13 protein-coding genes are annotated in these 12,447 nt (G+C 57.8%); 1 reads left to right on the top strand and 12 read right to left on the bottom strand.

Annotated features, from left to right (window positions below; genetic code table 11):
- Positions 1-23: 23 nt before the first annotated feature.
- The 9 genes from ispG to trmJ form a co-directional block, all read right to left on the bottom strand.
- Complete coding sequence (gene ispG / locus AC13DJ_RS04470) at positions 24-1,142, bottom strand: flavodoxin-dependent (E)-4-hydroxy-3-methylbut-2-enyl-diphosphate synthase (RefSeq protein ID WP_022989209.1); 1,119 nt, start codon at positions 1,140-1,142, stop codon at positions 24-26.
- A gap of 33 nt (positions 1,143-1,175) precedes the next feature.
- Positions 1,176-2,183, bottom strand: coding sequence for a RodZ domain-containing protein (locus AC13DJ_RS04475; protein WP_199457325.1), 1,008 nt, complete (start codon positions 2,181-2,183; stop codon positions 1,176-1,178).
- Positions 2,173-2,976 (bottom strand): type IV pilus biogenesis/stability protein PilW, encoded by an 804-nt coding sequence (pilW, locus tag AC13DJ_RS04480; RefSeq protein WP_199457324.1) that lies wholly within the window; start codon positions 2,974-2,976, stop codon positions 2,173-2,175. The genes AC13DJ_RS04475 and pilW overlap by 11 nt, the downstream gene beginning before the upstream one ends.
- Before the next feature lie 40 nt (positions 2,977-3,016).
- Entirely contained in the window at positions 3,017-4,126 is a 1,110-nt protein-coding gene (gene rlmN / locus AC13DJ_RS04485; protein WP_022989206.1) for a dual-specificity RNA methyltransferase RlmN, read from the bottom strand.
- A 63-nt stretch (positions 4,127-4,189) separates the two neighbouring features.
- Positions 4,190-4,618 carry a nucleoside-diphosphate kinase gene (gene ndk, locus AC13DJ_RS04490; RefSeq protein ID WP_022989205.1) on the bottom strand — a complete coding sequence of 143 codons (429 nt, stop codon included), beginning with the start codon at positions 4,616-4,618 and terminating at the stop codon, positions 4,190-4,192.
- 68 nt (positions 4,619-4,686) lie between these two features.
- Positions 4,687-5,835 (bottom strand): IscS subfamily cysteine desulfurase, encoded by a 1,149-nt coding sequence (locus tag AC13DJ_RS04495; RefSeq protein ID WP_058340528.1) that lies wholly within the window; start codon positions 5,833-5,835, stop codon positions 4,687-4,689.
- 21 nt (positions 5,836-5,856) lie between these two features.
- Positions 5,857-6,354, bottom strand: a complete 498-nt coding sequence (gene iscR, locus AC13DJ_RS04500) for a Fe-S cluster assembly transcriptional regulator IscR (protein WP_022989203.1) — start codon at positions 6,352-6,354, stop codon at positions 5,857-5,859.
- 78 nt (positions 6,355-6,432) lie between these two features.
- A complete protein-coding gene (cysE, locus tag AC13DJ_RS04505; RefSeq protein WP_058340527.1) occupies positions 6,433-7,212 on the bottom strand; it encodes a serine O-acetyltransferase in 780 nt (259 codons plus the stop codon).
- Between the two features lie 4 nt (positions 7,213-7,216).
- Complete coding sequence (gene trmJ, locus AC13DJ_RS04510; RefSeq protein WP_482933999.1) at positions 7,217-8,077, bottom strand: tRNA (cytosine(32)/uridine(32)-2'-O)-methyltransferase TrmJ; 861 nt, start codon at positions 8,075-8,077, stop codon at positions 7,217-7,219.
- 204 nt (positions 8,078-8,281) lie between these two features.
- Here trmJ and AC13DJ_RS04515 point away from each other — a divergent pair, with 204 nt between their 5' ends.
- The gene (locus AC13DJ_RS04515) at positions 8,282-9,082 is read left to right on the top strand and encodes an inositol monophosphatase family protein (RefSeq protein WP_036219547.1); all 801 of its coding nucleotides are present in this window, start codon (positions 8,282-8,284) and stop codon (positions 9,080-9,082) included.
- A gap of 81 nt (positions 9,083-9,163) precedes the next feature.
- On the opposite strand, the gene secF is transcribed toward AC13DJ_RS04515, so the two are convergent.
- The 3 genes from secF to yajC all read right to left on the bottom strand — a co-directional run bounded on the left by secF (position 9,164) and on the right by yajC (position 12,379).
- The gene (gene secF / locus AC13DJ_RS04520; RefSeq protein ID WP_094625051.1) at positions 9,164-10,117 is read right to left on the bottom strand and encodes a protein translocase subunit SecF; all 954 of its coding nucleotides are present in this window, start codon (positions 10,115-10,117) and stop codon (positions 9,164-9,166) included.
- On the bottom strand, positions 10,110-11,984 hold the full coding sequence (gene secD, locus AC13DJ_RS04525) for a protein translocase subunit SecD (RefSeq protein WP_288370063.1): 1,875 nt from the start codon (positions 11,982-11,984) through the stop codon (positions 10,110-10,112). Before secD ends, secF begins: the two co-directional genes overlap by 8 nt.
- 89 nt (positions 11,985-12,073) lie before the next feature.
- The gene (yajC, locus tag AC13DJ_RS04530; protein ID WP_482934014.1) at positions 12,074-12,379 is read right to left on the bottom strand and encodes a preprotein translocase subunit YajC; all 306 of its coding nucleotides are present in this window, start codon (positions 12,377-12,379) and stop codon (positions 12,074-12,076) included.
- Positions 12,380-12,447: the final 68 nt, after the last annotated feature.

Below are 12,447 nucleotides of genomic sequence, written 5' to 3' on the forward strand. Positions count from 1 at the left end.
TTTGAATGGTGTCTTTGTAACGCTCAGTCTGAAGACCGGGCGATAACGGCTTCTTCCTGCTCCTGGCGCTTGGCAACCTGTTCGCGGATCAGCCGCTCGAGGTCATCAGCCAGTGCCGTGTTGTCCAGTTTCTGGTTCGGCTTTCCGCCCACATACAGCAGGTGTTTCGGGCTGCCGCCGGTCAGCCCCAGGTCTGCTTCCTTGGCTTCACCCGGCCCGTTAACGATACAGCCAATGATGGCTACATCCAGTGAGGTGTTCACATCTTCAAGACGGGCTTCCAGGTCGTTCATGGTCTGGATGACGTCGAAGTTCTGGCGTGAACAACTCGGGCAGGCAATGAAATTGATGCCGCGGCTACGCAAACGCAGGCTCTTGAGGATGTCGAAGCCTACCTTGATTTCCTGTACCGGGTCTGCCGCCAGTGAGACCCGTATGGTGTCGCCAATGCCATCCATCAGCAACATGCCGAGGCCGATGGCGGATTTCACGGTACCTGACCGGAAACCGCCCGCCTCGGTAATGCCCAGGTGCAAGGGCTGCTCGATCTGTGAGGCAATCTGGCGATAGGCTGCGACGGTCATGAATACGTCGGACGCCTTCAAGCTGACCTTGAAGTTCTGGAAGTCGTGCTTGTCCAGAATATCGATGTGGCGCATGGCAGATTCCACAAGCGCCTCGGGGGTCGGTTCGCCATACTTGCGTTGCAATGCCTTTTCCAGTGACCCGGCATTCACCCCGATGCGGATCGGAATATTGCGATCCTTGGCAGCGTTGATCACCGCACTCACCCGGTCGTCCCGGCCAATGTTGCCGGGGTTGATCCGCAAACAATCAACACCCAGCTCGGCAACCCGCAACGCAATCTTGTAGTCGAAATGGATATCCGAAACCAACGGCACCGAGACCCGCTCACGAATCTTGCCGAATGCCTCGGCCGCCTCCATAGACGGCACAGACACACGGACAATATCCGCACCGGCCTCTTCAAGGGCCTTGATCTGGCCGACGGTGGCATCAACATCACAGGTATTGGTGTTGGTCATGCTCTGTACCGAAATGGGCGCATCTCCGCCCACTGGCACATTGCCCACCATGATCTGGCGGGATTTACGTCTCTTGATCGGGGAATCTTGCTTCATGGTCTGGAACCAACAATCTGTTCAGGCGGTCGTTCAGGGTTCTAGGGTGAACTCTGCTCGGTTATTCACTACGCGGAAACGGCCAGGGTCCAGGGTCTCGCCCCGGAACTGGATGGTTTCAACGGCACTCATTGCGCCAACTACCACTCTCAGTGGCGCCTCACCGGACACGTCCAGCTGGTTGCCGCGGTTACGTAGACCGGCAGCCAGACGGTTACCAGCGCCATCAGTAACCTGAATCCAGCAATCATCACTGAACGTCATTTGCAGACGGGCCGCTGCCGACGGCTCGTTAGCCGCAACCGTTTCTTCCGTAACCGGCTCAGCGACAGCTGCAACGTCCACCGGCGCGGTTTCAAGGGCTTGGTCCTCAGCCTCAGCGGCGGCTGCAGGGGCCGTGCCAGGTTCCATGGTCGCGCTTTCTTCGGCTACAACCTGCCCTGCCTCTGAGACGGGTTCATCACCAGGTTCTTGAGGCTCTGGTACCACCACAGCGGGCTCGTCAGCTTCAATCAGAGGAGCAGTTGCAGTGCGGTCCGGCTGAAACCCGACAGGGTCTTCGATGGCTTCGGGCTGCTCTGCTTCCGGTTGCGGTTGCGGTGTCGCTGGCAGCGCGGAGTCTTTGCTGCCGAGATAAGTAAAGGCCAGAAAGCCAATCAAAGCTGCGGCCACCAGCACGAGAATCAGCTTGGCGGCCCGACGCTTCTGGCGCCGGCGTCGTTCGATATTTACCAGCGGGTTAGCCTGCAGCGCCTGCTCCCGCTCCTGGCGGCGAGGCTCAAGCTCGGTGTCCAGGTCACGGATAATCGAGTCTGCATCCAGGCCTACCTGCCGCGCATAGGCACGGACATACCCCTTCAGGAACAGCTCGGTATCAATTTTGCTGTAATCACCGCTTTCAATCGCCTGAATCACGGACACCCGAAGGTGCTGTTGGTCTGCAACCGCTGCCAGACTCAGCCCTGCCTTCTCCCGTGCCCGCCGGAGCTGCTGTCCGACAGGTTCTGCGGATACGTTATTCAGCTGCTCGTCACCGGTCATTGGCAATCAGCACCTTGTATTGTTGATACTCTGTGGATTCCGGGAATTCGTTCCGCAATAACAAAGCCATACTGGCTTCCTGGTCTTTGTCCCCGAAATAACGGGCAATGCGGATGCCTGTGTAAAGGCTTTCTGCGGAATGGGTCAGTCGTGTATTGCCCTGAATCATGGTCTGAAGGCGGCTGTAATACCGGGACGCTTCGGTGTAATTGTCCTGTTCCACCAGCACACGTGAAAGAGACAGCAACGAGCGAGCTTCGCCGCGGGTCAGCTCTACGGCTCTGCGGTAGGCTGCCTCTGCGCCTTCGAGGTTATCCAGGCGCTCTTCTGTCATGCCCAGATTGTAAAAGACACCTCCGCGCTCTCTGTACCCGGTATCCCGGGACGCAACGGAAAACTGGTTACGGGCACCTTCGTATTCTTTTTGGCCGTACAAGAAGGCACCGTAATAGACGCGCCCACGGGTATAGCTTCCGTCCGCTGACACAGCCTTGCGGAAACTTTCTTCGGACAGCTGCTCTTCGCCTTCATAGCTGTACACCAGTCCCATGGCAGCCAATGCCTCGGCATTTCCGCTGTCAATTTCCAGGGCGCGATCAAGGTGGTGCCGAGCCCGCTCCAGGTTGCCCTGCCCGATGTAGGCGGTTGCCAGCTGAACGTAGCTGCTCAAGGCCTTGTCGCGGTCAGCCTCCCGGCTGAAACGGCTGTCTGTGGTGGTTACGCATCCGGACACCAGCATCCCTGAAAAAATCAGGGCCAATACAGCCAGTTTTACCTTGGAATTTCTAACCATCAACAAACACCTTACCTTGGTTGTTTCCGCTCCCCTGTATTCAGGGATTAACTTGCTGAACGGCAATATAGCGCTGGCTTCTGCGCGTCCGGTCTTCCACCCGGCCTACCAACTGCCCGCAGGCAGCGTCGATGTCATCACCGCGGGTGGTTCGAATGGTGGTCACGAAGCCGGCTTCGTTCAGCACATTCTGGAAGCGCCGGGTTGCGTTCATGCTGGGCCGGCGGAAGTCGCTTTCCGGGAATGGATTAAACGGTATCAGGTTAATCTTGCAGGGCAACCCCTTCAAGATTACGGACAGCTCCCGGGCGTGCTCTGGCTGGTCGTTCACACCTTCTATGACCGTGTACTCGATAGTGGCCTTACGCTTGTCTGGCAGGCGCGCCAGGTAGCGGCGGGTCGCTGCCAGCAACTCGGCAATCGGGTACTTTTTATTCAGCGGCACCAGCGTGTTACGAAGTTCATCATTAGGGGCATGCAGAGAGATGGCCAGTGAAACATCGGTAACCTCACCCAGCCGGTCAAGGGCCGGAACAACACCGGAGGTACTCAGGGTAACCCGACGCTTGGAAATACCGTAAGCCAGGTCTTCCATCATCAGGTTCATGGCGTCAACCACGTTATCGAAGTTGAGCAGGGGCTCTCCCATGCCCATCATGACCACGTTGGTAATCGGCCGATCGGTGGGATCAAACGGCATGAAAGCGCGGCGCGCCACCCACACCTGGCCAATGATTTCTGCCGCTGTCAGGTTACGGTTAAAGCCCCGCTTTCCCGTCGAACAGAAAGTACAGTCCAGGCTGCAGCCAATCTGGGACGACACACACAAGGTGCCACGTTCCCCATCAGGAATAAGCACAGTTTCAACACTGTTGCCGTTATCCATGCGCATAACCCACTTGCGGGTGCCGTCTTTCGAGGTTTCGTCGTAAACCACCTCGGGGCCACGCACTTCAGCAATTTCCTTGAGCCTTTCGCGCAGAACGCGGCTCATATTGGTCATTTGATCGAAGTCATCAACGCCACGCTGGTGGATCCACTGCAGCACCTGCTGGGCCCGGAAACGTTTTTCCCCCAGGGTTTCAAAAAATGCCTCGAGCTTGGCTTTGGGCATCCCCAGAAGATTGATTTTTTCGGCAGGGGCAGTCATGACATAACCTCGATCAGATAACCAATTCAGGGGCAGCCGTAAGCTGCCCCTGAACAGACAACATCAGCCGCGCGGGCAGATTTCGTTGTCGGAGAAGAAATACGCAATTTCGCGCTCGGCAGAAGCTGCAGAGTCGGAGCCGTGAACGGCGTTTGCGTCGATGGAAGAAGCGAAGTCTGCACGGATAGTGCCGGCGTCGGCTTCTTTCGGGTTGGTTGCACCCATCAGCTCACGGTTCTTCAGGATGGCGCCTTCGCCTTCCAGAACCTGCACAACAACCGGACCGGAAGTCATGAAAGCAACCAGGTCGTTAAAGAACGGGCGCTCTTTGTGCTCGGCATAGAAACCTTCGGCCTGCTCCTGGGTCAGGTGCATCATTTTGGCCGCAACGATTTTCAGGTCGGCTTTTTCAAAACGGCTGTAGATTTCGCCGATAACGTTCTTGGCGACCGCGTCGGGCTTGATGATAGAGAGCGTGCGCTCGTTTGCCATGATGTTTCTCCAGTCTGGTTAGGGTAAAAATTCAGGGGTGCGATTATACGCAGTCCGAGTGCAACTGCCTACCGCACCGTACGAAGTCGGGACACAACCTGCACAATCTGCTCCACGGCAAAGTCGATTTCTTCATCGGTGGTGAACCGCCCGAAGGAAAATCTCAATGCCCGATGGGCCAGTTCGTCACTCACACCAATGCCACGCAGCACAAACGAGGGCTCTACCGTAGCCGAAGCACAGGCAGAACCGGATGACACCGCCACCTGCCGCAAGCCCAGCATCAGGGACTCGGCTTCAACACCCTCAAAGGACAGATTGACAATGCCCGGCACCCGATGTTCCCGGCTGCCGTTGAAATGAACGCCGGAAAGCGACTCCAGCCCGCCCAGAAAGCGCTCGCGCAGGGCTTCAAGGCGCATAAGTTCGTCAGACAGTCCTTGCCCGGCCAGCTCGAAAGCCTTCCCCATGCCGGCAATCTGGTGGGTAGGTAAAGTACCGGAGCGCATGCCCCGCTCGTGGCCGCCACCATGCATCTGGGCCTCGATGCTGACCTCTGGAGACCGACGCACATACAACGCACCAACACCTTTCGGGCCGTAAACCTTATGTCCGGAAAGCGACATCAGGTCGACATTCAGTGCGGCGACATCGACCGGCATCTTTCCGGCGGCCTGCGCGGCGTCCACGTGAAACAACACGCCACGGTTACGCAACAGTTCGCCGATTGCAGCCGTATCGGTAATACAACCCAGCTCATTGTTCACCAGCATCAGGCTCACCAGTACGGTGTTTTCCCTGAGTGCACCCGCCACCGCCTCAACCGAAATACGCCCGTCGGCTTCCGGCGCCAGCCAGGTAACCTCTACGCCCTGTTGCTCCAGCCACTTGCAGGTATCAATAACTGCCTTGTGCTCGATCGTCGATGTAATCACGTGGGCACTGGCCCGGCCGGCTACGGCACCTTTAATGGCAAGGTTGTCCGATTCCGTTGCCCCGGAGGTCCAGACAATCTCCCTGGGGTCGGCATGGATAAGGTCGGCTACCTGGCGGCGGGCACCTTCAACAGCGGCCTCGGCTTGCCAGCCGTATCCGTGGGAGCGAGACGCGGGGTTGCCAAAAACTCCATCAATGGTCAGATATTTGACCATCTCATCGGCAACGGCAGGATCAACGGGCGTCGTCGCCGCATAATCAAGATATACGGGTGTTTTCATAGTCAAAGGAAGTGTCGGTTATCAGGCCGGAGCCTGGTCAATCAAACGCCGGGTATTGATGGTATCCGGATCGCCATCAGACTGTTTACGGTTCTGGCGGTCCGCCACCTGGCGGATTTCGTGTTTTCGCATCAGGTCGCCCAGGCTGATTTCGCTGAGAAACTGATGAATCTGGCTGCTCAGGTCTGACCACAAATGGTGGGTAAGGCACTTTTCGCCATTCTGGCAGTCGCCTTTATTACCGCAACGGGTGGTATCCAGGGATTCGCTGACCGCATCCACCACTTCCGCGACATAAACGTCATCGGCAGAGCGGCTCAGACGATAGCCACCACCCGGGCCCCGCACGCTCACCACCAGGCTATGACGGCGCAAGCGGGAGAACAGCTGCTCGAGATACGAGAGGGAGATTTCCTGCCGGGCTGAAATATCTGCAAGGCTTACCGGCCCCTGGGCTCCGTGCAGAGCCAGGTCAAGCATCGCCGTTACAGCGTAGCGGCCTTTGGTGGTCAGCTTCATAATTTCAGCCCCGTTAATGGGAATGAATCGCGATATGCATGCGGAAGTATGAATTGACCAACTAAAACAGTCAAGTATTCAGCCTTTTCCGTCGGTGTCGGTTTCATCCCGCACGCAGTCAAAATCTTCCTCGTGCAAAGGTGGCAACTCGCCGTTCTGGTATTCGCTGTTCACCTTGCGAATGGCCTTGCACATGTTTTCGATGCGATCGTCCACCGCGTGCATGTGATCCAGCAGCGAACGCATGGCCCTGGCCACAGGATCCGGCATTTCTTCGGTAACCCCGTAGGCATCGAAGCCCATCCGCTCTTCCATCTGCTTGCGACGGACATCATCTTCGCCCTGACGCTTCACAATCACCCGGCCAGGAATACCGACGACGGTCGCGCCCGCAGGCACCGCCTTGGTCACCACGGAATTGGACCCCACCTTGGCGCCCTCTCCCACTTCAAACGGCCCCAGGATCTTGGCACCGGCACCAACCACCACACCATTTCCGATGGTGGGATGGCGTTTGCCTTTATTCCAGCTGGTACCGCCCAGCGTAACCCCCTGATACAGGGTGACGTCGTCACCGATAACAGTGGTTTCGCCGATAACCACGCCCATACCATGATCAATAAAGAATCGCCGGCCAATGGTTGCGCCCGGATGAATCTCGATACCGGTAAACCAGCGGGCCAGGGTAGACAGGGTTCGGGCCAGCCACTTCAGCCCCAGGTTCCAGAGCCAGTGAGCCAGCCGGTGGAGCAACAAGGCATGCAACCCGGGATAGTTGGTAAGCACCTCGAAGGTGTTCCGTGCCGCCGGATCCCGATGGAATACGCTGTTGATGTCTTCCCTTAAACGCTCGAACATGACTTTATTCCCGCCCTTCGTCTGCGGAGGATTCCGCCGTCGGTTTATGCTTCATACCACCTTGTTGGGTTCCGGCGGCCTTCTGGACTGCAGAGAGTACGCCTCTCAGGATGTTTATTTCCATTTCATCCATCCGTGCCCGCTGGAACAGGCGCCTTAACCTGCTCATTAACTGACGCGGATTGTCACGGCGATGGAAATTCACATCCACCAGCACCTGCTCCAGGTGGCCAAAGAACCCTTCCACATCATTCACTGTTGCCGGCGGCACATCCCAGCCGGCATCACCCGGCGCCACCATAGCCTCAAGGTAGGGGCTGGACTCGCCCTCTTCAAGGCCCCGCAGGTACTGCATGCGCAGTTCATAGCAGACCACCTGAACCGCCATGGCCAGGTTCAGCGAACTGTAATCAGGGTTCGAGGGAATATGGATATGATAGTGGCAACGCTGAAGTTCGTCGTTCGACAGCCCGTGATTCTCCCTGCCAAATACCAGGGCCACCCGCCCCTTCGCACTGTGCTCTGATGCCATGGCCGCCGCCTGCGGCGGCGCCATCACCGGCCAGGGTACCTTGCGGCCGCGGGCGCTGGTACCCATCACCAGGATGGAGTCCGCCAGGGCTTCATCCAGCGAAGAAACCACCCGGGCCCGGTCAAGCACATCCGAAGCACCGGCCGAACGAGCGTAGGAGGCTTCATCGGGGAAAGACGAAGGATTCACCAACCAGAGATTCCCCAGCCCCATATTCTTCATCGCCCGGGCTACCGCACCGATATTTCCGGAGTGGGAGGTTTCAACCAGAACAATCCGGACCTGATCATTGAAAGTGTCGCTTCCTTCCTGCGGCATTGCGTGCTTGTGCATGTTCGTGGGGCCTGTGACTGGTCGTACATTCGCGAAAAAGAGCCGCATGATAGCAGAAACCCGACCGTTTCCGCTCTCCGGAAATCCCGCAACTTCGCCCGAACCCCATGGTATCCGTGGATTTCCTGAGCCAAAAAACGTACAAGCGAAGGGAGTTTTTGCTATGATAGCCGGCCTTAACACACCCGGATAATGAACACTCAGATGCAACCAGCAATCAAAATGGCCCTGCGCGTTGCCCGCCAGGGATCCGACTACCTGAAAGCCCACTTCGAGCGCCAGGAACCTAACGGTAAAGATGAGTCTGACCGCCTGCGCCAGCTGGAACGGGTTGAGCAGTCCATTTACGACAACTTTGCCGAACAGCTTGAAAAGGCCTACAAAGACCACACCATCGCTCCGATGGGCGAGGCTGATGCCAACGGTAGCGATAAAAGCTGGCACATTTTCCCGGTTCTGGGGCGTGAGAACTTTGTACGGGGCATTCCCGAGTTCGCCCTGGCCCTGTCCCAGAAAAAGAACAACCGCACCGAGAACCTGCTACTGGTTAACCCGGTGACCGGCGAGGAATACTCCGCAAGTCGCGGCCATGGTGCTGCCCTGAACAGCCGCCGCGTGCGGGCTTCCGATGTAAAACTGCCGGCCAAGGCTGCAATCTCCACCAACCTTCTGGACCAGACCCGTCAGGGCGATGATCCGATGGTATGGGGCGAAATGGCCGCAACACTGGCCAGCGAAACCGCCATGTTCCGCACCTCGGGCTGCGTGGTCCTGGATATTGCCCGGGTTTCCGCCGGCCTGCTGGATGCAGCCGTTATCTTCCGCCCTGCCGCAGCTGACCTCGACCTCGGGGTTACTCTGGCTATGGAATCCGGCGCACTGACCGGCGACTTTTCCGGCAATCCCTCGGCTGGCAACGCCCGTCAGCTGATTGTGGCGAACCCGAAACTGTTCCGCGAAGTCCTGAAAGTACTGCACCCCTTCCGGGGTCGCCTGCCACGGTAAATTTACCGGGCACAAAAAAACCGCCATCCTTTCGGGTTGGCGGTTTTTTTATACCGGGCCACAAGGCCCGACAGGCAAACATTACATACGATTCAACCACTCGGGCGGCTGCTCTTCCTCCGCCTCGTCTCCGGCACCTTCCTTTGCAGGTACCATCAGGTCTTCGCGGGTTACACCCATCACCATCAGCATGTTCGCAGACACATAGATGGAGGAATAGGTACCCACAACCACACCGATCATCAGGGCCAGGGCGAAGTTGTTGATCGCCTCACCCCCGAGGAAATAGAGCGCAATCAGCACCACCAGCGTCGTGCCGGAGGTGTTGATCGTACGAGTGATGGTCTCATGGATGGACTGGTTGATGATATCCCACGGCTCCCCTACCCGCATTTTCCGGAAATTCTCCCGGATACGGTCCGCCACGACGATGGTGTCGTTCAGGGAGTAACCGATAATGGCCAGCAAGGCTGCCAGAACAGTCAGGTCAAAGGTCCACTGGAACAGGGCGAACACACCCAGCACAATCAACACATCGTGGGCCAGCGGAATCACCGAGGCGATACCGAACTTGAACTGGAAACGCATGCCGACGTAGATCAGTACTACGGCCAGCGCAATCAACAGCCCAAGGCCACTGTCTTCTTTCAGCTCGTCACCCACCTGGGAGCCGACAAACTCGGAACTCACCAGTTCCAGCTCGGCGCCCGTGCGTGACAGCACCTCGGTCACCTCGTTCGCCAGCTCATCGTTACCTGCTTCCGCCATGCGGATCAGCACGATGGTGTCAGCCCCGAAGTTCTGCACCGAGAACTGCTCGTAGCCGGCTTCCGTCAGCTGGGTACGGATTTCATCAAGGCTCGGAGCCTCGGCATATTCGAACTCGACGGAGGTGCCGCCGGTAAAGTCCATGCCGAGATTGAGGCCGCGAATGCCCAGCAACGCAATAGACGCAATTACCAGGGCGATAGAGAGCACCGAAGCAATCTTTCGGAAGCCCATGAAGTCAAACGGTTGCTTTTCGGTATCAGCCATTGGCCAGCTTCCCTCCGATCGAAAGTTTCTCGACCCTGCGGCCGCCATACACCAGGTTCACCATGCTGCGCCCGACCATCAGGCCGGTAAACATGGAGGTCAGGATACCGATACACAGGGTAACGGCGAAGCCCTTGACCGGGCCGGAGCCCATGGCGAACAGAATCACCGCCACCAGCAGCGTGGTGATGTTGGCATCGAAAATGGATACAAAGGCGCGACTGTAACCGGAGTTGATCGCACTTTGTGGCGGCGCGCCCGATTTAAGCTCCTCTTTTATGCGCTCAAAGATAAGCACATTGGCATCGACGGCCATACCCACTGTCAGAACGATACCGGCAATACCCGGCAGCGTCAGGGTGGCCGACAGTATCGACATACACGCCACCAGCAACATCAGGTTGAGGGTCAGCGCCACGTTGGCCATCATGCCGAAGCCACGATAGAAGAACGCCATGTAGATCAGAACCAGACTGAAGCCGATCATTACCGACATCAGGCCGGCGTCGATGTTCTTCTGACCCAGGCTTGGCCCGATGGTCCGCTCCTGCACAAAGTACATCGGCGCAGCCAGTGCACCGGCACGCAGCAGCAGTGCGAGTTCCGCAGCTTCGGGAATGGAATCCAGGCCGGTGATACGGAAGCTGCTGCCCAGGGCAGACTGCACCGTTGCCAGGCTGATCAAGCCCTTCTCTACTACGCGCTTTTCGGTCTCGACAATCTCGCCATCGACTTCGCGGGTTTCGGTCTCGGTACGGTACTCGATAAACAGCACCGCCATCCGGCGACCGATGTTATTGCGGGTAGCGCGGTTCATCAGGTCACCACCCACAGAATCCATGGTGATGTTAACCTGCGGCTGGCCGTTCTCGTCGAACGCCTGCTGGGCATTTGCCACATTGTTACCGGTCGCAATAACGTCCCGCTCCAGGCGGGCTGAACGATTAGGCTCATCCCGGAAGCTGAACTGCTCGGTTTCGGCAGATGCGGTGTCCTGGCGGGCTTCCATCCGGAATTCCAGGTTGGCCGTAGCCCCCAGAACCCGCTTGGCCTGTGCCGTATCCTGCACGCCCGGCAGCTCCACAATAATCCGGCTCGCGCCCTGGCGCTGTACCAGTGGTTCGGCAACACCCAGTTCGTTTACCCGGTTACGGATAGTGGTCAGGTTCTGCTCCAGGGCGTATTCCTGGATATTACGAACTTCGGCTTCAGAAAGGGCGAGCGAAATCAGGAATTCACCACCCTCGGTGCTCTCGTCGAGCAGGAATTCGTTGTAGTTGTCACGAATCAGCGTGAATGCTTCGGCGCGGGTCTCCGAATCGCGGAAACTCAGGATGATGTTGCGGTTCTCGCCCACATCACCGCCCCGGTAGCGGATGCGCTCTTCACGCATATCGCGCTTGATCTGGCCTGACAGGGCCTCAAGGCGCTGGTTAACCGCCGTCTCCATATCCACTTCCAGCAGGAAGTGAACACCGCCGCGAAGATCCAGGCCCAACTTCATGGGGCCGGCGCCCAGACTCTGCAGCCAACCGGGAGTCGACGGAGCCATGTTCAGGGCCACCAGGTATTCCCGACCCAGGGCCGCCTGCACTGCCGGCCTCGCCCGCAACTGGTCATCGGAACTGGTCAGGCGAATCAGGGCGTCCCGCTCTTCGAGGAGGCTGGATTTGACTTCGATACCGCGGCTTTCGAGTTCGCCAAGTGCGCGGTCGAGCACACGCTGGTCTACCTCGGTGCTACCACGGGCGCCGGTGATCTGGATGGCGTAATCGTCGGGGAAAAAATTGGGTAAGGCGTAAATAAACCCGATGACCAGTGCAAACACGATCACCAGATTTTTCCAGAGAGGATACTTGTTCAGCATGGGATCCCTTTGAGCCGACTGGTCGCCGGTCTTGGTGTGTCAGCCAGTATGAATCAGCCGGCGCCACAGGGCGCCGGCGCCTGACCAGCTCAGATATCCTTCAGCGTACCCTTCGGCAGGGCGGCTGCTACAGCTACTTTCTGAACCTTGATTTCTACGTTATCGGACACTTCCAGAACGATGAAGTCGTCCGCAACCTTGGTAATGCGACCGGCTACGCCGCCGGAAGTAACAACTTCGTCACCCTTGTTCAGGCCGGACATCAGAGCTTTGTGCTCTTTTGCACGCTTGGACTGCGGGCGCCAGATCAGGAAGTAGAAGATCAGGATAAAGCCTGCGAAGAAGATGATCTGACCCATCACGCTCATACCCTGGGCGCTCGGATCCTGAGCCATGGCCAATGCAGGCATCAGAGACAGCAGACCGGCGATGAGCAGTTTGATTGATTTCATTCAGGTTCTCC

The organism is Marinobacter sp. L-46 (assembly GCF_056859535.1).